This is a genomic window from Rhodanobacter soli, assembly GCF_039523495.1.
Classification (GTDB): domain Bacteria; phylum Pseudomonadota; class Gammaproteobacteria; order Xanthomonadales; family Rhodanobacteraceae; genus Rhodanobacter; species Rhodanobacter soli.
The window spans coordinates 1,420,325-1,441,026 of record NZ_BAAAFK010000001.1; the positions used below are offsets into that span (position 1 = coordinate 1,420,325).

General features: G+C 67.3%; 24 protein-coding genes. 20 read left to right on the top strand and 4 right to left on the bottom strand.

The genetic code is table 11. The annotated features are described in order from the left end of the window. Window positions 1-9: 9 nt before the first annotated feature. Together ABD024_RS06395 and asd are read right to left on the bottom strand one after the other, a co-directional pair. Window positions 10-447 carry a hypothetical protein gene (locus tag ABD024_RS06395; protein WP_343850804.1) on the bottom strand — a complete coding sequence of 146 codons (438 nt, stop codon included), beginning with the start codon at window positions 445-447 and terminating at the stop codon, window positions 10-12. Window positions 448-592: 145 nt separating this feature from the next. Next, window positions 593-1,432 carry an archaetidylserine decarboxylase gene (gene asd, locus ABD024_RS06400; protein ID WP_343850806.1) on the bottom strand — a complete coding sequence of 280 codons (840 nt, stop codon included), beginning with the start codon at window positions 1,430-1,432 and terminating at the stop codon, window positions 593-595. Window positions 1,433-1,498: 66 nt separating this feature from the next. On the opposite strand from asd, the gene prmB reads away from it, so the two are divergent. From prmB to accD, 13 genes are all read left to right on the top strand, one after another. After that, complete coding sequence (prmB, locus tag ABD024_RS06405; RefSeq protein WP_343850808.1) at window positions 1,499-2,425, top strand: 50S ribosomal protein L3 N(5)-glutamine methyltransferase; 927 nt, start codon at window positions 1,499-1,501, stop codon at window positions 2,423-2,425. A 3-nt stretch (window positions 2,426-2,428) separates the two neighbouring features. Further along, the gene (locus ABD024_RS06410; protein WP_343850810.1) at window positions 2,429-2,974 is read left to right on the top strand and encodes a GNAT family N-acetyltransferase; all 546 of its coding nucleotides are present in this window, start codon (window positions 2,429-2,431) and stop codon (window positions 2,972-2,974) included. A gap of 34 nt (window positions 2,975-3,008) precedes the next feature. Then, the gene (aroC, locus tag ABD024_RS06415) at window positions 3,009-4,097 is read left to right on the top strand and encodes a chorismate synthase (RefSeq protein ID WP_343850812.1); all 1,089 of its coding nucleotides are present in this window, start codon (window positions 3,009-3,011) and stop codon (window positions 4,095-4,097) included. A gap of 31 nt (window positions 4,098-4,128) precedes the next feature. Then, window positions 4,129-5,121 (top strand): 2-hydroxyacid dehydrogenase, encoded by a 993-nt coding sequence (locus ABD024_RS06420; protein ID WP_343850814.1) that lies wholly within the window; start codon window positions 4,129-4,131, stop codon window positions 5,119-5,121. A 44-nt stretch (window positions 5,122-5,165) separates the two neighbouring features. Beyond that, window positions 5,166-6,197: an aspartate-semialdehyde dehydrogenase gene (locus tag ABD024_RS06425; protein WP_343850816.1), complete on the top strand. Its 1,032-nt coding sequence runs from the start codon at window positions 5,166-5,168 to the stop codon at window positions 6,195-6,197. 1 nt (window position 6,198) lies between these two features. Beyond that, a complete protein-coding gene (locus ABD024_RS06430; RefSeq protein ID WP_343850818.1) occupies window positions 6,199-6,495 on the top strand; it encodes a hypothetical protein in 297 nt (98 codons plus the stop codon). Window positions 6,496-6,670: 175 nt separating this feature from the next. Further along, the gene (locus tag ABD024_RS06435; protein WP_343850820.1) at window positions 6,671-9,037 is read left to right on the top strand and encodes a motility hub landmark protein FimV; all 2,367 of its coding nucleotides are present in this window, start codon (window positions 6,671-6,673) and stop codon (window positions 9,035-9,037) included. 107 nt (window positions 9,038-9,144) lie between these two features. Further along, window positions 9,145-9,927, top strand: coding sequence for a tRNA pseudouridine(38-40) synthase TruA (gene truA / locus ABD024_RS06440; protein ID WP_343850822.1), 783 nt, complete (start codon window positions 9,145-9,147; stop codon window positions 9,925-9,927). Next, entirely contained in the window at window positions 9,924-10,547 is a 624-nt protein-coding gene (locus ABD024_RS06445; RefSeq protein WP_343850824.1) for a phosphoribosylanthranilate isomerase, read from the top strand. The genes truA and ABD024_RS06445 overlap by 4 nt, the downstream gene beginning before the upstream one ends. Before the next feature lie 100 nt (window positions 10,548-10,647). Next, a complete protein-coding gene (locus ABD024_RS06450) occupies window positions 10,648-10,920 on the top strand; it encodes a hypothetical protein (RefSeq protein ID WP_343850827.1) in 273 nt (90 codons plus the stop codon). A 66-nt stretch (window positions 10,921-10,986) separates the two neighbouring features. Beyond that, the gene (trpB, locus tag ABD024_RS06455) at window positions 10,987-12,198 is read left to right on the top strand and encodes a tryptophan synthase subunit beta (protein ID WP_343850828.1); all 1,212 of its coding nucleotides are present in this window, start codon (window positions 10,987-10,989) and stop codon (window positions 12,196-12,198) included. Next, entirely contained in the window at window positions 12,195-12,995 is an 801-nt protein-coding gene (trpA, locus tag ABD024_RS06460; RefSeq protein WP_343850829.1) for a tryptophan synthase subunit alpha, read from the top strand. Before trpB ends, trpA begins: the two co-directional genes overlap by 4 nt. 51 nt (window positions 12,996-13,046) lie before the next feature. Beyond that, entirely contained in the window at window positions 13,047-13,916 is an 870-nt protein-coding gene (gene accD / locus ABD024_RS06465) for an acetyl-CoA carboxylase, carboxyltransferase subunit beta (RefSeq protein WP_343850830.1), read from the top strand. Window positions 13,917-14,207: 291 nt separating this feature from the next. Here the strand turns inward: accD and ABD024_RS06470 are convergent, their stop codons facing one another. Further along, window positions 14,208-14,771, bottom strand: a complete 564-nt coding sequence (locus ABD024_RS06470) for a phosphatase PAP2 family protein (RefSeq protein ID WP_343850831.1) — start codon at window positions 14,769-14,771, stop codon at window positions 14,208-14,210. Next, entirely contained in the window at window positions 14,740-15,900 is a 1,161-nt protein-coding gene (locus tag ABD024_RS06475) for a glycosyltransferase family 4 protein (protein WP_343850832.1), read from the bottom strand. The genes ABD024_RS06470 and ABD024_RS06475 overlap by 32 nt, the downstream gene beginning before the upstream one ends. 144 nt (window positions 15,901-16,044) lie before the next feature. Here ABD024_RS06475 and ABD024_RS06480 point away from each other — a divergent pair, with 144 nt between their 5' ends. From ABD024_RS06480 to ABD024_RS06510, 7 genes are all read left to right on the top strand, one after another. After that, window positions 16,045-16,479 (top strand): DUF4399 domain-containing protein, encoded by a 435-nt coding sequence (locus ABD024_RS06480; RefSeq protein ID WP_343850833.1) that lies wholly within the window; start codon window positions 16,045-16,047, stop codon window positions 16,477-16,479. A gap of 85 nt (window positions 16,480-16,564) precedes the next feature. After that, window positions 16,565-17,965 (top strand): glutamate--tRNA ligase, encoded by a 1,401-nt coding sequence (gene gltX / locus ABD024_RS06485; RefSeq protein WP_343850834.1) that lies wholly within the window; start codon window positions 16,565-16,567, stop codon window positions 17,963-17,965. Window positions 17,966-18,000: 35 nt separating this feature from the next. Then, window positions 18,001-18,279: a hypothetical protein gene (locus ABD024_RS06490; RefSeq protein WP_343850835.1), complete on the top strand. Its 279-nt coding sequence runs from the start codon at window positions 18,001-18,003 to the stop codon at window positions 18,277-18,279. A 31-nt stretch (window positions 18,280-18,310) separates the two neighbouring features. Further along, complete coding sequence (locus ABD024_RS06495; protein ID WP_343850836.1) at window positions 18,311-18,826, top strand: transcriptional repressor; 516 nt, start codon at window positions 18,311-18,313, stop codon at window positions 18,824-18,826. A 97-nt stretch (window positions 18,827-18,923) separates the two neighbouring features. Continuing rightward, window positions 18,924-19,358: a MerC domain-containing protein gene (locus ABD024_RS06500; protein WP_343850837.1), complete on the top strand. Its 435-nt coding sequence runs from the start codon at window positions 18,924-18,926 to the stop codon at window positions 19,356-19,358. A 45-nt stretch (window positions 19,359-19,403) separates the two neighbouring features. Further along, entirely contained in the window at window positions 19,404-20,354 is a 951-nt protein-coding gene (locus tag ABD024_RS06505; RefSeq protein WP_343850838.1) for a cation diffusion facilitator family transporter, read from the top strand. 67 nt (window positions 20,355-20,421) lie between these two features. Continuing rightward, a complete protein-coding gene (locus ABD024_RS06510; protein WP_343850839.1) occupies window positions 20,422-20,583 on the top strand; it encodes a 30S ribosomal protein THX in 162 nt (53 codons plus the stop codon). Window positions 20,584-20,702 lie beyond the last annotated feature (119 nt).

The following is a 20,702-nucleotide window of genomic DNA, read 5'->3' on the forward strand; positions in this document are numbered from 1 at the left end:
GGCCGGGGATCAGGCGACCGCGCTTTCCTGCACCCAGCTGTCGGTGGCGTTGCCGGTGCTGTGCATTTCCTTCAGCTCGCGCAGCAACTGCATCAATTGGCGGTGCTGCGGCTGCAGGCTGGCATGCGGGGAGTTCTTGGTTTCGTGGTAGGCCACGGCCAGCCATAGCGCGATGCCGCGCAGCGCCACTTCGGCGTTGTTCGAGCAGGCGCGTTCGTAGCCCGCCTCGGTGCCCTGGCCCCAGGGCAGGTAGCGCGCCTCCGGCGCGGTGCCGTACAGGTGCGGGAAATCGCTGCGCGAGGCTTGCCCGATCTCGCGCAGGGTCAGCGTGCTCAGGCGATCGCGGTTGCGCTTGGGCAACGCCCGCACGCTGCGTTCGATATCACGGAATTGGCGGCCAAGCTGGCGCGCGCGCAGCATCACAAGGAATGGTGTGAGTATTTGCATGAGACCCCCTCGGCGCTGGAATGCGACGGCGCGCAAGACGCGCGGCGAGGTCACGAGCGTAGCGAAGCGAGCATCGGAATAGCGCCTAGGGCGTCACAAAATGACCTGTCGCGTCAGTTTTCAGGGTGCGTGGAAGTACGGATTCTCAACCGCGCCCGAGCCGCTGGCCTACTTGCACGGCCTGCTGTGGCTGCAGGGCGTCCAGTTCGGCCGTCCCCTTGGGCAGCAGCAGGATCACGGTGGAGCCCATGTTGAAGCGCGCCATCTCGGCGAAGCGTTCCAGCGTGATGTTCTGGCCGGCGAACGACTTGCACCGGATCGACGAGGCATACGGCGGGATCACCAGGCCGTCCCACACCGTGGCCACCGACGACACCAGGATCGCGCCCACCATCACCACCACGAACGGGCCGTGCTCGCCCTCGAAGTGGCAGACCAGCCGCTCGTTGCGCGCGAACAACCGCGGAATCGCCGCAACCGCGAACGGCGCCACGCTGAAGATGCGCCCGGGCACGTGCACGGTTTCCTTCAGCGTGCCTTTCAGCGGCATGTGCACGCGGTGGTAGTCGCGCGGCGACAGGTAGACGGTAACGAAGCGGCCGTTGCGGTACGGCGCGGCAGCGGTCTCGTCGCCGCCGAGCAGTTCGGCGGCGGTGTATTCCTGTCCCTTCGCCTGGAAGATGCGCCCGTCGACGATCGTGCCGGCCTGGCTGATGCGGCCGTCAGCCGGCGAGAGCAGGGTGGCCGGATCGGCATCGGCCTGGCGTGCGCCGGCTTTGAGCTTGCGCGTGAAGAACGCATTGAAATGCTGGTAAGCCAGCGGGTTGGGCTGCGTCGCCTCGGCCATGTTGACGTTGTAGTTGCGCACGATGGTGGCGATCAGCCAGTTCTTCCACGGCGCGAAGGTCCAGCGCGTGGCCCAGTAGACCACTCGCGACAGCGCGCGATGCGGCAGGATGTATTGGAGGAATACGTTGAAAGTCATCCGCCCAGTATACGGGGTGGCAGGCCTTATAATGGCCGGCCAATCTGCCGCCTCTCCTGGATCGCCGTGACCGCCGAGCTCGCCACCATCATCGACTTCATCCGTTATGGCGCCAGCCGCTTCTCGGCCGCCGGGCTCACCTTCGGGCACAGCCACGACAACCCGATCGACGAGGCCACCCACTTGGTGCTGGCCAGCCTGCACCTGCCGCCGGACATTCCGCCGGCATACGGCGCCGGCCGGCTCACTGCCGAGGAGCGCGCGAACGTGCTGGCGTTGATCGAGCGCCGCGTGACTGAGCGCCTGCCAGTGGCTTACCTGGTCGGCGAAACCTGGTTCGCCGGGCTGAAGTTCAAGAGCGACCGCCGTGCGCTGGTGCCGCGCTCGCCGATCGCCGAGCTGATCGAGTCGGGCTTCGCGCCGTGGCTGGACGAGCGCCACATCGAGCGCGCGCTGGACCTGTGCACCGGCTCGGGTTGCATCGGCATCGCGATGGCCGAGTACAACCCGGAGTGGCAGGTGGACATCGTCGACATCAGCGACGAGGCGCTGTTGCTGGCGCGCGAGAACATCGCGTTCCAGCATGTCGAGGGCCGCGTCGAGGCGATCCGGTCCGACCTGTTCGCCGGCGTGGCCGGACGCAAGTACGACCTGATCGTCTCCAACCCGCCGTACGTCACCGAGGACGAATACGCCGCGCTGCCGGGCGAGTACGCGCACGAGCCGAAGCTCGGCCTCACCTCCGGCGTGGATGGCCTGGACCTGTGCCTGCGCATGCTGGACGAGGCGGCCGACCATCTCACCGACGACGGCCTGCTGATCGTCGAGGTGGGCGAGAGCGAGCACGCGCTGGCCGCGTTGCTGCCCGAAGTGCCCTTCATCTGGATCGAGTTCAAGGTCGGCCCGATGGGCGTGTTCGCGCTGGAGCGGCGCGACCTGGTCGAGCACGCGGCGGCGATCCGCGCGGCAGCGGCCACGCGTCGTCCGGGCTGAGCAATGGAGCTGGTCACGGCGCGATTGCGGATCGACGCGTTGCGTCCGGCCGACGCCGAGTCCCTGTTCGCCTGTCGCGCCGATCCTGCGGTGGCCCGCTACCAGGGCTGGCGCCCGGCCGACGTTGCCGCCGCGCGCGAATTCATCGCCGCGCAGCCGCTGCAGCCCGCGCATGGCTGGTTCCAGCGCGCGATCCGCCTGCGTGAAGACGGTCGGCTGATCGGCGACCTCGGCCTGAACCTGCCCGAGGATGCCGGGGATTCGGTCGAGTTCGGCATCAGCGTCGTACCAGCCGAGCAGGGCCGTGGTTACGCCGGCGAAACAGTGCGCGCCGTGTTCGGTCAGGTGTTCGGCCCGTGGGGTCGGCATCGCGTCCACGCTTCGGTCGACCCGCGCAACCTGGCCTGCATGGCGCTGCTGCGCGGGCTCGGCATGCGCCAGGAGGCGCATCACCGCGAGAGCCTGTGGCTGCATGACGAGTGGGTCGACGACGTGATCTTCGCCCTGCTGGCGCGCGAATGGCAGGCAACCGAACGCCATCGCGGGTAAGCTGCCCCGATTACCCAATGGACGTCCAAACCCCGTGTCCAGCAATTCCTTCGGCAAACTGTTCACCGTCACCACCTTCGGCGAAAGCCACGGGCCGGCGATCGGCTGCGTGATCGACGGCTGCCCGCCGGGACTGGCGATCAGTGCGGAGGAATTCCGCAGCGATCTCGATCGCCGCGCCACCGGCAAGAGTCGCTACACCTCGCAGCGGCACGAGGCGGACGAGGTGGAAATTCTTTCCGGCGTGTATGAAGGCAAGACCACCGGTACGCCGATCGCGCTGCTGATCCGCAACACCGACCAGCGCAGCAAGGACTACGGCGACATCGCGTCGAGCTTCCGTCCCGGCCACGCCGACTACACCTACTGGCAGAAGTACGGCATCCGCGATCCGCGCGGCGGCGGGCGTTCCTCCGCGCGTGAGACCACCATGCGCGTGGCCGCGGCGGTGGTCGCCAAGAAGTGGCTGGCCGAACATCACGGCGTGCGCGTGCGCGGCTACCTAGCGCAGATCGGCGACGTCGTGCCGGATGCGTTCGACTGGAACGCGGTGGAGCAGAACCCGTTCTTCTGGCCCGATGCGGACCAGGTGCCGGCGCTGGAGAAGTACATCAACGCGCTGCGCAAATCCGGCGATTCGGTCGGCGCGCGCGTCAACGTGGTCGCCGACGGCGTGCCGCCGGGCTGGGGCGAGCCGATCTACGGCAAGCTCGACGGCGACCTGGCCAGTGCGCTGATGTCGATCAACGCGGTCAAGGGCGTGGAGATCGGCGACGGCTTTGCCGCGGTCGCGCAGCGCGGCAGCGAGCATCGCGACGAGATGAGCATGGACGGCTTTGCGTCCAATCATGCCGGCGGCATCCTCGGCGGCATCAGCAGCGGCCAGCCGGTGACCGCCTCGATCGCGCTGAAGCCGACTTCCAGCATCCTGATCCCCGGCCGCAGCGTGAACCTGGCCGGCGAGCCGGTCGAAGTGGTGACCAAGGGCCGCCACGATCCCTGCGTCGGCATCCGCGCCACCCCGATTGCCGAGGCGATGGTGGCGCTGGTGCTGATCGACCACGCGCTGCGCCATCGTGCCCAGTGCGGCGATGTGGGTGCGGTGGCACCGCGCATTCCGTGATGAATCGACTATCGCAACCGGAACCGTGCCGATGACTGACAAGCCCCGCGTCTGGGTCTCGCGTCCCACCTTCCCGGGCATCGTCGCCCGGCTTGAACCGCACTTCGAGGTGACGGTCGAGCCGGAGGAGCGCAAGTTCAGCTCGTCCGAACTGGCAACCCGACTGGCGACGCAGGATGCCGCGATCGTGGGCCTGAAGGACCGCATCGGCGCGGCGGAAATTGCCGCTGCGCATCGGCTGCGCATCGTCGCCAACCTCGGCGTCGGCTATGACAACCTCGACCTGGACGCGCTCAGTGCTGCCGGCATCGCCGCCTCCAATACCGCCGACGTGCTCAACGAAAGCGTGGCCGACTATGCCTGGGCGCTGCTGCTAGGCTCCGCGCGGCGCATGAATGCAGCCGAGCGCTGGCTGCGTGCCGGGCACTGGAAGGCCACCGAGTTCAAGGCGTGGCTGGGCACCGACGTGCGCGGCCGTACCCTGGGCATTCTCGGCATGGGCCGGATCGGCCAGGCGATCGCGCACCGTGCGGTCGGCTTCGGCATGCCGGTGCTGTACCACAACCGTTCGCCGCTGCCCGAGGCAACCGAACGGGCCTGCAACGCGCGCTTTGTCGACAAGGCGCAGCTGCTGCGCGAATCCGATTTTCTGGTGCTGGTGCTGCCGCTGACGCCGCAGACCCGGCACGCCATCGGCGCACCCGAGCTGGCGCTGATGAAACCGACCGCGGTGCTGGTGAACGTGGCCCGCGGCGGCATCGTGGATGACAAGGCCTTGACGGCGGCCCTGCGCGAACGGCGGCTGGCCGCGGCCGGGCTGGACGTGTTCGAAGGCGAGCCGGCGCTGCACCCGGGCCTGCTCGAACTGGACAACGTCGTGCTCAGCCCGCATATCGCCAGCGCCAGCATCGAAACGCGCCGTGCGATGACCGCCCTGGCCGTGGACAATGTGCTGGCGCTGTTCGGCCATGGCCCGCATGCCGGGCGGCCGCCCACGATCCTCAACCCCAACGTGCTGGCCTGACGGCCGGCACGCCATCCTCCACCCTGAGCGAAGAACACCACCCCATGAGTCAGAAGAGCAGTTACAAGGTCGCCTTGGTCGGCGCCACCGGCGCGGTCGGCGAGACCGTGCTGGCTATCCTCGCCGAGCGCGAGTTTCCGGTCAGCGAGCTGGTGCCGCTGGCGAGCGAGCGTTCGGCCGGGGGCGAGATCAAGTTCGGCGGCAAGGTCATCACCGTGCAACTGCTGGACACCTACGATTTCGCTGGCGTGGACATCGCGTTCTTCTCGGCCGGCGGTTCGGTCAGCCGCGAGCACGCGCCGCGCGCGGCGGCGGCCGGCGCGGTGGTGATCGACAACACCTCGGAGTTCCGCTATCAGGACGACATCCCGCTGGTGATCAGCGAGGTCAACCCGCACGCGATCGCCCAGTACACCAGCCGCGGCATCATCGCCAACCCGAATTGCTCGACCATGCAGATGCTGGTGGCGCTGGCGCCGATCCACCGCGCGGTGCAGATCGAGCGGATCAACGTGGCCACCTACCAGTCCGTCTCCGGTGCCGGCCGCAGCGGGATGGAGGAGCTGGGCCGGGAGACCGCGGCCTTGCTGAACTTCCAAAGCGTGGAGCCGGGCAAGAAATTCCCGACCCAGATCGCGTTCAATGTGATCCCGCAGATCGACGATTTCCAGCCGAACGGTTACACCAAGGAAGAGATGAAGCTGGTGTGGGAGACCCGCAAGATCCTGGAGGACGAGTCGATCCAGGTGAATCCGACCGCAGTACGCGTGCCGGTGTTCTATGGCCATTCCGAGGCAGTACATATCGAGACCAGCGACAAGATCACCGCCGAACAGGCCCGCGAACTGTTGCGGCAGGCGCCAGGCGTGGTGCTGATGGACGAGCGCAAGCCGGGCGGTTATCCGACACCGGTGGGCGAGGCGGCCGGCAATGATGCAGTGTTCGTGGGGCGCATCCGCGAGGACATCTCGCATGAGCGCGGGCTGGACCTGTGGATCGTCTCGGACAATATCCGCAAGGGCGCGGCACTGAATGCGGTGCAGATCGCCGAATTGCTGATCGAGGATTATCTCTAAGATGCGTTTTACGCTACTCATTGTAATTGTTGGATTTATGACCGTTTCGATGGCTTGGGCCGGCGGCCAGATGAAGTCGCCGTCGGCGGCGTCGACAGCGGTGAAATCGCCGGCGGCCGCCCAGCGGCAGCTTGTCAGCCGCCAGGTCGAGGTGAAACGGCTGAAGCAAGATCTCAGCCGGGAAGAATCAGACAGCAGGCGGGCCAGCGAACGCCTGCAGCAGCAGGACCAGGCCATTGCCGAGCTGCAAAGACAGCTGCATGAGTTGCAGGCCCGGCCGGCTTCGGACTCGCGTTAGAAAGTGTCGCTACGCTGAGAACACACCGCAGCAATGTACTGCAAGTATTCGTTGCAGCTATTGTTGATTGGCCTGCATATAACTAAAGTGGCACCTCAGTTTGGGGCAGTCGTCGCCATCGCGGCAACACCACAACCATAAAGATTTGCGCCAGGATCGTTCGGGGGAACACGCAATGAATCGTTCGTTGAAGTTGTCGATGCTGATCGCGCTGGCACTGGGCAGCAGCCAGGTCATGGCTGTGGACCTTGGCCAGATTCAGGTCAAATCGGCGCTGGGGCAGCCGCTGCTGGCCGAGATCCCCCTGCATCCCGACAGCCCGGCGGAGTTGCAGAATCTCACCGTCCAGCTGGCTTCCAGCGAGGAATTTGCGCGCGCAGGCATCGTCGGCGGGCGCACCACGGTCCCGTTGCATTTCAGCGTGGCCGGTGCCGGTGCCGGGCATCCGGTCATCCGCATCACCAGCAGCACCCCGGTGGATGATCCTTTCCTCGACCTCCTGATCGAAGTGAACGGCAAGGCCGGCAAGAGCGTGCGCGAGTACGCCATCCTGCTCGATCCACCGAATGCGCCGGCGGCAGCTGCCGTCGCGGCTGCGCCGGCGCCGGCGCCGATCCAGTCCCAACCAGCGCAGCGCCCGAAGGCCCCGGCCGCGGCGCCGGTGGCTGCCCGGCCGAAGCCGGCGGCACCCGCGCCTGCGCCAGTTCCGAAGCCGGCTGCGGCGGTGGTCAGCAACGGCCAGTACGGTCCGGTCGAGCGCGGCCAGACGCTGTCGGGCATCGCGCGCAGCGTGGCGCCGACCGGCGCTGACGTGCAGCAGGTGATGCTGGCGCTGCAGCAGGCCAATCCTGACGCGTTCTACCGCGACAACATCAACGCGCTGAAGAGCGGCGCGGTGTTGCGCGTGCCGACGTCGGCCGAGGCGCAGGCGATGACGATCGCTGCCGCGGTCGCCGAAGTGCGTCGGCAGAACAGCGACTGGCGTGCCGGTGTGCCGGGCAAGCCGACGGTCGTGGCCGATGCCGCAACCCGTGCCTCCAGCTCCAGTGCGCCGGTCAGCGCGCCGGATACCGGTGACCGGCTCGCGCTGGTGCCGGCGAAGGAAGGCACCAGCGCGGGAACCCGGGGCAGCGGCGCGGGCGACAAGGCCAGCGCCAGCCTCCGCCAGGACCTCCTGCGTACCCAGGAGAGCCTGGTCAGCCTGCAGCAGCAGAGCACCGATCTGAAGACCCGCCTGAAGGACCTGGCGGACATCAACAACAAGAACGAACGCCTGCTGTCGCTGAAGGACAACGAGATCGCCGAGCTGCAGGCCAAGCTGGCCGCTGCACGCAAGGCCGCCGGCATGCCACCGGCGGCGGCCAGCACGGTGAAGGCTGTCGCGGCGACGACACCAGTGGAAGCCAAGCTGGAAACCGCCACCGCCACCGCCACCGCCACCGCCAGCACCGCCGCCACCGCCACCGCGAGTGTGGTGCCGGTCGCCGCAGCTTCGACCGCGACGGCGGCAACCGCGCCGGCCGGCGCATCCAGCGCGGCCAGCGCACCGGCCAGCGGTGCGTCCGTGGTAACCACGCCGATCGCGACACCGGTGCCGGCCAAACCGGTGGAGAAGCCGGCTAGGCAACCGGTTGTCACAGAGCAGCCATGGTACATGCAGACCTGGGCCTGGGCAGCCGGCGCCGGCGCGATCGTGCTGCTGATCCTGCTGGCGATGCTGGGTCGTCGTCGCAAGCCGGGTGCTGACGCCTCGAAATCCGCGTCGTCGCTGGCGGACCGTTTCGGCTCGACGTCTGCCGCCGACCAGGACCTTCTTGGCGACGATGTCGACCAGGACGAGTTGCTCGACCAGCTGGCCGAACACCCGGACGACATCGGACTGCACCTGGAGCTGGTCACCCTGTACTACTCGCGCCGCGACGTCGAGCATTTCGAGGCGGCGGCCGAGGCCATGCACGCCCATGTCACCGACCCGGAGCAGGACGAGTGGCAGGACGTGCTGCACATGGGCGAGGACCTGGTGCCCGGCCATCCGCTGTTTGATCATCACGCCGAACCGGTGGCGCATGACGATGCGGAGGCGCGCGGCGAGTTCAACATCGACGATTATGCCGACGAGGGCGATGCGCCCACGGTCGTCTCCTCGATGCCGCCATTGCCGTCGAGCGGGCCGAAGCGGGTCAGCGAGTACAACTTCAATTTCGATCTGACCCACCCCGCTGCCGAACCCGCGCCGAGCCCTGCGGCAGCATCGGACGATGCCACCGTGGTCGCGCCGCTGGCGTCGGACCGGCTGGCGTCTGCCGAGCCGGCCGCTGACTGGCATTTCGACGAAGCGGACAGCGCGCATCAGACGGCCGACGAGGGCCATGACCTCGGCGAATTCAACGACGATCCGGTGGACACCAAGCTCGACCTGGCCCGCGCCTATATCGACATGGGTGACGCCGAAGGCGCCCGCGCCATGCTGGGCGAGGTGGTCAAGGAAGGCAGTCAGATGCAGAAGGACGTCGCCAAGCGCCTGCTCGACAGCCTGCACTGAGTCGTCGGGCACAACCCGCGGGATGAATCGGGCCGGCTCCTGCCGGCCCGATTCCGTTGCAGCCTGCTAATCTTTCTTCTTCTTCCGGCGGATTCCTGCACGACCCCATGCGCATCGCTCTCGGCATCGAATACGACGGCACCGATTTCAACGGCTGGCAGCGCCTGAAGACGGACGTCAGCGTGCAGGGAGCGCTGGAGCAGGCCTTGTCGAAGGTCGCCGATCATCCGGTCGAAGTCAGCTGCGCAGGGCGCACCGATGCCGGTGTGCATGGCCGCTGCCAGGTCGTGCACTTCGATACCGAGGCACGCCGCGACATGCGCGGCTGGGTGCTGGGTACCTGTTCCAACCTGCCGGTCAGCGTGGCGGTGCTATGGGCGCAGCCGGTGCTGGACAGTTTCCACGCGCGTTACGCGGCACGCAGCCGGCGTTACCGCTACCACATCCTCAACCGGCCGGTGCGTGCGGCTCTGGACGCGCGCTACGTCACATGGGAACGCCTGCCGCTGGACGCTGAGCGCATGCATGCGGCGGCGCAGGCGCTGCTGGGCGAGCACGATTTCAGCGCGTTCCGCGCCTTGTCCTGCCAGGCCGCGCACCCGCGCCGCAGCGTGCTGGCGGTGAGCGTACGGCGCGAGGGCGAGCAGTTGTTCGTCGACATCGAGGCGAACGCGTTCCTGCATCACATGGTGCGCAATATCGTCGGCTCCCTGCTGCTGATCGGCCGCGACGAGCGGCCGATGGAATGGCTGGCCGAACTGCTGGCCGGCCGCGACCGCCAGGTGGCCGGGCCGACGGCGTTGGCTTCGGGGCTTACCTTCGTCGGTCCGCGTTACGAGGCGCACTGGGGTCTGCCGCCGGAAGTCTGCCTGATGGGAGCCGGCCAATGACTCGCATCAAGTGCTGCGGCATGACCCGGGTCGGGGATGCGTTGCTCGCTGCGCGCCTCGGTGCCGATGCGATCGGACTGGTGTTCACCGCACGCAGCAAGCGGCAGGTGTCGCTGGCGCAGGCGCGCGAGATCGTCGCGGCGTTGCCGCCGTTCGTCGCCACCGTCGCGCTGTTCATGGACGATGAAGCGAGCCTGGTACGGCAGGTGCTCGATGAAGTGCGCCCCACGCTGCTGCAGTTCCACGGCGACGAGAGTGACGCCTGGTGCTCACAGTTTGGCCGTCCATTTCTGAAGGCCATCGCGATGGGCGAGGGCGCGGCGGCATTGTCGCGCCTGCACGACTATCCGCGGGCCTCAGGTCTGCTGTTGGACGGCCACGCTGCCGGCGAAGCCGGTGGCAGCGGCAAAGTCTTCGACTGGTCATTGCTGCCGGATGGGCTGGCACAGCCGCTGATCTTGGCCGGTGGCCTGCACGCCGGCAACGTGGGCGATGCCGTGCGCACGGCGCGTCCCTGGGCGGTGGACGTAGCCAGCGGTGTGGAATCGGCGCCGGGGGTCAAGGACCCGGCCCGACTGGCAGCCTTCATCCGCGCGGTGCGCACGGCCGACGCGGATTGAGCGGCATGCCCGCGGCGATCGTGGAACATCACGATACCGATCAGCCGAGCGCACTCACCGACCTGGTCGGCCGCGAGCGTCTGCTGGTCATCCGCGGCCTATGCCGCGACTGGCCGATGGTGGCCTGGGCGCGGCAGTCGGACATCGCATTTGCCCGGGGTTGGCCGCGCTGGGCTGCCCGATGTATTGCATCCTCACCTTCCGTTCGCGGCCGCCTGCGGCGCGGGCCGCGTGGAAGACGTTGCTGGAGCATTGCGTGTTCGACGATGAGGATCCCGCTGCGCATATCCCTGCCGACCGGCGCGGGATACTCGGCCCGCTGACGCCCGAACAGCTGGCCGGATTGCGCGAAACCATCCGGTGCTATCTGTGACCCATCAGGCGGGCTTGCCGCTAAGATGGTCGCTTGCCGCAGTGCGGCATGCCAACGAGTGAGGACATGAGCAAGATCGTGGATTACAACGCCTACCCCGACGCACACGGCCGCTTCGGCAACTACGGCGGCAGCTACGTCGCCGAAACCCTGATGGCGCCGCTGGCCGAACTGACCGAGGCCTACCTGCGCCTGCGCGACGATCCGGCGTTCATCGCCGAACTCGACCGCGACCTCAAGCACTACGTCGGCCGGCCCAGCCCGATCTATCACGCCGAGCGGCTGTCGCAGCACGTGGGCGGCGCGCGCATCCTGCTCAAGCGCGAGGATCTGAACCACACCGGCGCGCACAAGATCAACAACACGGTCGGCCAGGCACTGGTCGCGCGCAACATGGGCAAGACCCGCATCATCGCCGAGACCGGCGCCGGCCAGCACGGCGTGGCCAGTGCCACGGTGGCCGCGCGGCTTGGGCTGAAGTGCGTGGTCTACATGGGCGCGGTCGACATCGAGCGGCAGAAGATCAACGTCTACCGCATGAAACTGCTCGGTGCCGAGGTGGTACCGGTGACCTCCGGCTCGAAGACGCTGAAGGACGCGCTGAACGAGGCGATGCGCGACTGGGTCACCAACGTCGCCGACACGTTCTACATCATCGGCACGGTGGCCGGGCCGCATCCGTATCCGTTGATGGTGCGCGACTTCAACGCGATCGTCGGTCGCGAGGCGCGTGCGCAGATGCTGGAGCAATACGGCCGTCTGCCGGATGCGCTTACCGCGTGTGTCGGTGGCGGCTCCAACGCGATCGGCCTGTTCCATGCGTTCCTCAATGATGCCGACGTGCGCATCGTCGGCGCCGAGGCCGCGGGCTTGGGTCTGGCCACGGGTCATCACGCGGCCTCGCTGGCCGCCGGTCGCCCGGGCGTGCTGCACGGCAATCGCACCTACGTGCTGTGCGACGACAACGGCCAGATCACCGAGACGCATTCGATCTCGGCCGGCCTCGACTACCCCGGTGTCGGTCCCGAACATGCGTTCCTCAAGGATGCCGGCCGTGCCGACTACGTCGGCGTGACCGACGATGAGGCGATGGCGGCGTTCCATCTGCTGGCGCGTACCGAGGGCATCCTGGCGGCGCTGGAATCCAGCCATGCGGTGGCGCAGGCGATCAAGCTGGCACGCGAGTATCCGAAGGATGGCATCGTGTTGTGCAATCTCTCCGGCCGCGGTGACAAGGACGTGCACACGATTGCCGCGCGCGAAGGAGTCGAGGTATGAGCCGCATCGACCGCCGCTTCGCCGCATTGAAAGCGGCCGGCCGCACCGGCCTGATTCCGTTCGTCACCGCCGGCGATCCGTCGCCCGAACACATGGTGTCGATGATGCACGCGCTGGTCGACGCCGGCGCCGACCTGATCGAGCTGGGCGTGCCGTTTTCCGACCCGATGGCAGACGGCCCGGTGATCCAGCACGCCAGCGAGCGGGCGATCGCGAAAGGCGTCGGCCTGGCCGAAGTGCTGAACTGGGTCGCCGCGTTCCGTCAGCGCGATGCGGATACGCCGATCGTGCTGATGGGCTACCTCAACCCGGTCGAGATCCACGGCTACGCGCGCTTCGCGCAGGAGGCCGTGCAGGCCGGTGTCGATGGCGTGCTGCTGGTCGATTGCCCGCTGGAGGAATCCGCCGTCCTGCAGCCGTTGCGCGATGCCGGACTGCAGCAGATCCTGCTCGCCGCACCGACCACCGCACCCTCGCGTATGGCGCAGTTGTGCGGTTCGGCCGAGGGTTTCCTGTACTATGTCTCGTTTGCCGGCATCACCGGTGCGGCACACTTGAGCACCGGCGACATCGCGTCACGCGTGGCCGATATCCGGGCTCACGCGAAGACACCGGTGGCGGTGGGTTTCGGCATTCGCGATGCGGCGAGTGCGCAGGCGATCGCCGGGTTTGCCGATGCGGTGGTGATCGGCAGCGCGCTGGTCGAGCGGCTGGCCGGGGCGACGGATGCCGCGGAAATCGCCACGCGCGCGCAAGCGTTCCTGGCGCCGATCCGCACCGCGCTCGATACGCATTGAGGACGCGTGCCGCCTGATCGCGGCGTGCTCACGAACAGTCAGGGTGATGCAATGAATTGGCTGCAGAAAATCATGAACCCGCGCACCCGCCCGCAGAGTCCGAACGGCGGCAAGGGTTCGGTGCCTGAAGGCGTATGGGAGAAGTGCGGCGGTTGCGGCACTGTGCTGTACCGGCCGGAGCTCGAGCGCAACCTGATGGTCTGTCCGAAGTGCGGCCATCACCACTACATCAGTGCGCGTGTGCGACTCGGCGCGCTGCTCGACGAGGGCTCGGCGCAGGAACTGTGGGCCAGCCTGGAGCCGACCGATCCGCTGAAGTTCCGTGATTCCAAGAAGTACCGCGACCGCATCACCGCGACCCAGAAGAAGCTCGGCGAGAAGGACGCGATGGTCGCGATGAGCGGCAAGCTCAAGGGCCGTCCGCTGATGGCGGTGGCGTTCGAGTTCGCCTACATGGGCGGCTCGATGGGTTCGGTGGTCGGCGAGAAGTTCGCGCGTGCCGCCGAACGCGCGCTGGCCGACAAGAGCGCACTGGTGTGCTTCTCTGCCACCGGCGGCGCGCGCATGCAGGAGGCGCTGTTCTCGCTGATGCAGATGGCGAAGACCTCGGCCGCACTGGCGCGCTTGCGCGACGCCGGCGTGCCGTATATCAGCGTGCTGACCAACCCGACCACTGGCGGTGTCTCCGCCAGCCTGGCGATGCTCGGCGACATCAATATCGGCGAGCCGAAGGCGCTGATCGGTTTCGCCGGTCCGCGTGTGATCGAGCAGACCGTGCGCGAGACTTTGCCGGAAGGCTTCCAGCGTTCGGAGTTCCTGCTCGACCACGGCGCGATCGACCTGATCGTCGACCGCCGCGAGATGCGCGACAAGCTGGCCGACCTGCTCGGCATCCTCATGAAGGCGCCGCGCGCGGCCTGATCGGTCGTGTCTGTTGCAGCGATGCGATGCCGCCTTCGGGCGGCATCGTCGTTTGTGCGACCGGGTTTTCCACAGCCGCTGTGGAAGTGTCCCGGTAAAGCCTGTGGACAAGCGACATTCGGCACTTGTCCATCAAGCACTTGCTACGCGTTGCCGAGAAGTTGCGCAGTCAGCCGAAGTTCTCCACAGCGATTGTGGAGCGTACGCGGTAAAGCCTGTGGACAAGTGCGCTATCTGTCTGAGTGCAAAGGCACTGCCGACGGCGTGCACATATTCTGTGCAGCGCGACGCTCAACCGAGCGACGACAGCAACCACAGCGACGCGCCGCCCAGACCGCCGCCGATGCCGATCGCAGCCAGCACGTCGCTGGGGTAGTGCAGACCGAGGATCACCCGCGAGGCGGCGACCAGCGCAGTAAAACCCAGCAGCAGCGGCGCCAGCGTCGGATACCAGGCCAGCGCCACGATACTGAAGCCCATCGCCTGCAAGGTATGCCCGGACGGAAAACTGAACTCGTCCAGTGGCGGTACGTGCGCGATCACGCCGGGGCAGGCGCGGTAGGGGCGCGGGCGGCGCGTCCAGCGTTTCAGCAGGCGGTAGAGCAGCAGGGCGGCGAATCCGGTCACCGCCATATGTGCGGCCGCGGCGATGCCGCGCTGGCCGCCGAGCACGGCCAGCGCGGTCATCAGTGCGTACCAGAACACGCCGTCGCCGAGCCGGCTGATCATGCCGAAGAACAGGCCCACCAGGCGGCGGGCGCCCCAGTGGTTGGCGATCACGCAGACGCGGCGGTCCAGCGCGAAACGCGGCCCGGGCAGAAGCTCAGACGTGGGCGGCGATGGCGGCGTGTTCATGCAGGTTCTCCTCGGCCATATCGCGCAGCAGGGTTTCGAAATCGCGGATCACCGCGTCCGGCGAAAGCCCGGCCATGCCGGTGTGGGCGGCGCGGCCCATGTGCCGGATCAGCGCCGGGTTGCCGGCCAGTTTCGCCGCCGCCCCGATGAATGCCGGTGCGTTGCCCGACGCAATGCAGTAGCCGTTGACGCCGTCGGCGAGATGCTCGCGTGCGGCGCCTTCGGCGTACGCCACCACCGGCAGGCCGGCGGCCAACGCCTCGATGATCACGTTGCCGAAGGTCTCGCTGAGGCTGGGGAACGGGAACAGGTCCGCGCTGGCGTAGTGCCGTGCCAGTGCCTCGCCGCGTTGCACGCCGGCGAAGATGAAATCCGGATGTGCGGCCTGCAGTGCGGCGCGGGCCGGGCCGTCGCCGACCCATACATAGCGTGCTCGCGGCGACTGCTGGCGAATCGCGCGAAAGGCCTGCACCGCCAGCTCGAGATTCTTCTCCGGCGCGATGCGTCCGACGTACAGCACCACCGGCGTGGCAGCGTCCACGCCCCAGCTGGCGCGCAGGGCTTCGTCGCGTCGGTTCGGATGGAACAGTTGCGTGTCTACCGCGCGGCGCAGCAGGCGTGCGTTGGCGATACCCATGGCGTGCAGCTCCTGTGCGAGCGCGTCGGTCGGTACCAGTGTGGCGGCGGCACGCTGGTGGAAGCGGCGCAGGTAGCCGCGCACCAGTGGTGTGAGCAGGCCCAGGCCGTAGTGGCTGGCGTAGTTGTCGAAGCGGGTATGAAAGCCACTGCTGAGCGGGATGCCCAGTCGCCCGGCGGCACGCATGGCCGACCAGCCGAGCGGCCCCTCGGTGGCGACGTAGACCGCATCGGGGCGCTGCTGCGACCAGTGCCGGCGCAGCGTGCGGCCGGCCGGCAGGCCGAAGCGCAGGCCCGGGTAACGGGGCAGGGCACCGCCGCGCAGTTCGAGCACGTCGATGCCGGCTTCATCGAGGAAGGGCTGCGGCTGGCGTGGACGGATCAGGTCGATGCTGTGGCCGCGCGCGGCGAGTCCGGCGGCGAGGCTGTGCACGGTCAGCGCGACGCCGTTGATTTCCGGTGGATAGGTTTCGCTGACGATGCCGATGCGCATGACGGTACCCGTGCTGGCTGGGCGCAGCTTCGCCGGCCAGCGTTGCGGCGACGTGGCGGGCGCATGACGTCGCGGTGACGTGCGGGTGCCTTGAGGGCGCCGCAGCGCTTACACTGGGTCGTCCTTTACCGCTGGAGACCGACGATGAAACGCATCCTGCTCGCACTTGCCCTGACCGGACTGACCGGCGCCGCGCTGGCCGTCGACGCGCCCGGCCTGCCGACCACCCAGGCGCCCAGCGGTGCCGCGGTCTACATCATCTCGCCCGCCAACGGTGCCACCGTGGGCCAGGAAGTCACCGTGCGCTTCGGCCTCAAGGGCATGGGCGTGGCGCCCGCCGGCGTGACCAAGGAGCACACCGGCCATCATCACCTGCTGGTCGATGTGAAGGAACTGCCCGTTGCCGGCCAGCCGATTCCGAACGACGCCAACCACATCCACTTCGGTGGCGGCCAGACCGAGACCACGCTGAAGCTGAAGCCCGGCACGCACACCCTGCAACTGGAACTGGGTGACCAGAACCACGTGCCGTTCGATCCGGCGGTGGTGTCGAAGAAGATCACCATCCACGTGAAGTAATCCCGTGTGAAGCGGGCGATTCGCGGGTTGCCGGTGGCAGATCGGTTAAAATCGGCAGCTTCGCTCCCACGCTGCCGATATCCCGATGACCGTCCGCACCCGCTTCGCCCCCAGCCCCACCGGTTTCCTGCATATCGGCGGCGCGCGCACCGCGCTGTATTGCTGGCTGGAGTCGCGCCGTCGCGGCGGTGAATTCATCCTGCGCATCGAGGACACCGATCGCGAGCGTTCCACCGACGAGGCGGTGCGGGCGATTCTCGACGCGATGCACTGGCTCGGCCTCGACGCCGACGAAGGCCCGTTCTACCAGACCCAGCGGCTTGCGCGATACAAGCAGGTTGCCGACGAACTGGTCGCTGCCGGCAAGGCGTACTACGCCTACGAGAGCAAGGAAGAGATCGAGGCGATGCGCGAGGCCGCGATGGCGAAGGGCGAGAAGCCGCGCTACAACGGCTATTACCGCGACCGCAACGAGCCGTACCGGGAAGACCCCAACCGGGTGATTCGTTTCAGGAACCCGCTCGAAGGCTCAGTGGTGTTCGACGACAAGGTGAAGGGCCGCATCGAGTGGGCCAACAGCGAGCTGGACGACCTGGTGATCTTCCGCTCCGACGGCTGGCCCACCTACAACTTCGCCGTGGTGGTCGACGACATCGACATGGGCATCACCGAGGTGATCCGCGGCGACGACCACGTCAACAACACGCCGCGGCAGATCAACATCTACCACGCGCTGGGCGCCAAGGTGCCGGAGTTCGCGCACCTGCCGATGATCCTGGACAAGGAAGGCAAGAAGCTGTCCAAGCGCACCAGCGCGGTCAGCGTGATGGAATACCGCGACGATGGCTTCCTGCCGCACGCATTGCTGAACTACCTGGTGCGGCTGGGCTGGTCGCACGGCGACCAGGAGATCTTCTCGCGCGAGGAGATGATCGCGCTGTTCGACATCGCCGACGTCAACAAGGCCGCTTCGCGCTTCGACACCGAGAAACTGGCCTGGCTCAACCAGCACTACCTGAAGACGGATGCCCCGCAGTCGCTGGCCGCCGAATTCGGGTGGCACCTGCAGCGCGCCGGCATCGACACGTCGCACGGTCCGGCGCCGGTCGACGTGATCGTGGCATTGCGCGACCGCGTGCACACGCTGAAGGAAATGGCCGAGCGCGCGAAGATCTGGTACGCGCCGATCGCCGAATGGGACGACAAGGCGGTCGCCAAGCATCTGAAGAACGACAGTGCGGTTGCCGTGCTCGAGGCGGCCAAGTCGCTGCTGGCCGGGTGCGAATGGCAGCCGGAACCGATCCACCAGGTGATCGAACAGGTTGCCGCGAAGCTTGAGCTGGGCATGGGCAAGATCGCGCAGCCGTTGCGGGTGGCGATGACCGGCACCCAGGTCTCGCCGTCGATCGAGCACACGATCTACCTGGTGGGTCGCGAGGAAGCGCTCCAGCGCATCGACGCCGCGATCGTCATCGCGCGGGGATGAGCTTCCCGCCATGACGATGACGCGCTGAACTCGCCGTGGACGAACTGCTGGCCAGGGCCACCCAAGGCGTCGACCCCGACGCGCCGGGTGCGTTCTGGCACATCTTCTTCAACCTGTTGAATATGCTGCCGTGGGCAGCCATGTTCTGGTGGAGTCTGCTGTTCGTCGCGGTGGGCGCACTGCTCGGCTGGTGGCGCGGCCGCCTGTTCGAAGGCATCGTGTGGGCGTGGGTGCTGGGGCCGCTCGGCTGGATCGTGATTCTGGCCAGGCGCCGCCCCGCGCCGCGCCCGCAGCCGCCGCCACTGCGGCGCTGAGCCTGGTCTGGAGCGATGCGGTTGCCAGTGTATGATCCATCTTGAGGTGAAACGCGTGAGCCACGAAGTCGCCCACAACCCGCACGCGCACCATCCGCATCATCATCATGAGGATGCGAAGGGGTTCGTGCGCGCGGTGGAGCATGCCAGCGAGGAGCGCGGCTTGCGCCTGACCCCGCTGCGCAAGGAAGTGCTCGAACTGGTTGCGACTGCGCACAAGCCGGTCAAGGCCTACGACCTGCTCGACCAGCTGCGCGAGAAGCATGGCAATGCCGCACCGCCGACGGTCTATCGCGCGCTCGACTTTCTGCTCGAGAACGGCTTCATCCACAAACTGGAATCGATCAACGCATTCGTCTCTTGCCACCACCCGGCCGAGGCGCACCAGGTACCGTTCCTGATCTGCGATATCTGCTCCAGTGCCCAGGAAGTCTGCGACGAACGGGTCGCCGAGCTGATCGAGGCCCAAGCCAAGGCACTGGGCTTCCGTCCGCAGGCGCAAACCCTGGAAGTGCACGGCACCTGCAGGAACTGCCGCAAGGCCTGAACCCGGTTTCCGGGGTATGGCGGTCGATAATGTTATAAAGTAACATACCGCCGACCGGGTATAGAGTCGTCACGTCTGGCGATGCCGGGGCAGGTCGATGGATTCCGAGCAGGCGAACAAATCCCGTTGGTGGCATGCCGCCGATCGCGTTGGCGCGACGGCTTCTTTCCTGTGCGCGATCCACTGCGCGCTGTTGCCCTTCGTGCTCGCGTTGCTGCCGCTTCTGGGTCTGGAATTCCTGGCCGACCATCGCTTCGAGCGTGTTTTCGTGCTGTGTGCCTGCGTGCTGGCTTCGTTCGTGCTGGTCCGCGGTTATCGCCGGCACCGGCAATCGTTGCCATTGCGGCTGGCCGCGCCGGCGCTGGCCCTGCTGCTGCTCGGCGTCATCTACATCGATGGTTCCGTGCTGATCCTGCACAGCGTGCTGGTGACCAGCGGCGGCCTGTTGCTGGCCGGCGCACATTTCGTCAACCTGCGACTGGACAGCCGCAACGGCAACGCCCACGTGCACGGCCCGCAGTGCGCACACTGAACGTGGTGATTGTGTAACGGCGGCGGCCGTTCCTAGCATGCACGCATGAGCACGCCCCACACTCACCCGCACGACCACGCGCACGGACATGCGAACGGCCACGCCCTTGCGTCCGGCGGACGCAGTCGCAAGCTGCTGTTTGCGTTCGTCTTGACCACCGTGATGATGGTGGTCGAGGTGATCGGCGGCGCATGGTCCGGTTCGCTGGCCTTGCTGGCCGACGCCGGGCACATGATGGTCGATGCGCTGGCCTTGCTGCTGGCGGTGGTCAGCGCATGGATGGCAACCCGGCCGGCCGATGCGCGGCGCAGTTATGGCTATGGCCGGACGGAAGTACTGGCGGGTTTCGTCAATGCACTGGGCCAGTTCGTGCTGGTCGGCTGGATCGTCTACGAAGCCATCGCGCGGTTGCTGCATCCCGGGGAGATCCTGTCCGGGGTGATGCTGGCCGTGGCGGTCGCGGGGCTGCTGGTGAATGCGCTGGTGCTGCGCACCCTGCACGGGCATGCGCACGACGACGTCAACTTGGCCGGCGCCAGCCTGCATGTGCTGGGCGACCTGCTCGGTTCGCTGGCGGCGGTGCTGGCGGCGCTGGCGATCCGCTGGTTCGGCTGGCTGTGGGCTGATCCGGTGCTGTCGCTGCTGGTCTCGCTGCTGATCCTGAACAGCGCATGGCGGTTGCTGCGGACGTCCGCGCACATCCTGCTGGAAGGCGTGCCCGACGGCATGGACAGCGCGCTGGTGGAAGCGTCGCTGCGTACAGCCGATCCCGGCATCCGCGACATTCACCACCTGCACGTGTGGCAACTGGCCTCGGGTTCGCGCATGGCTACCGTGCATGCCGAGCTGGATGAACACGCCGACGGCGCGCAGGCCTTGCAGGCGATCAAGCGGATGTTGCTGGAGCGCTTCGGGATCCAGCATGTGACCGTGCAGATCGACCCCGGCAAGTGTCTCGATGCCAGCGGAGACTGCGCCGGGCACGGTCACTGCTGACTATCCCGGACGGCTCCGACACTGCTATGATGGCAGGCCGTTCATCCAATAAATCAAGGAGTTCCCCATGGGTAAGGGCGATCGCAAGACCCGTCGCGGCAAGACCTATCGCGGCAGCTACGGCAATACCCGTGCACACAGCGTGCTGCCGGCCGTGGTGGGCGCCAAGCCGACCGTGACCAAGCCGGCCGCCGCCAAGAAGGCCGCGCCGAAGAAAAAGTCGGCCTGAGCCGACTCCGGCCTGCACCAGGTTCACAAGGCCCCCGCCTCGGCGGGGGCCTTTGTTTTTGGGGAGGGGAAGCTGTCAAAGCCGCGCCAGGCGCTTCGGATAACCTCCACCGAACCCGG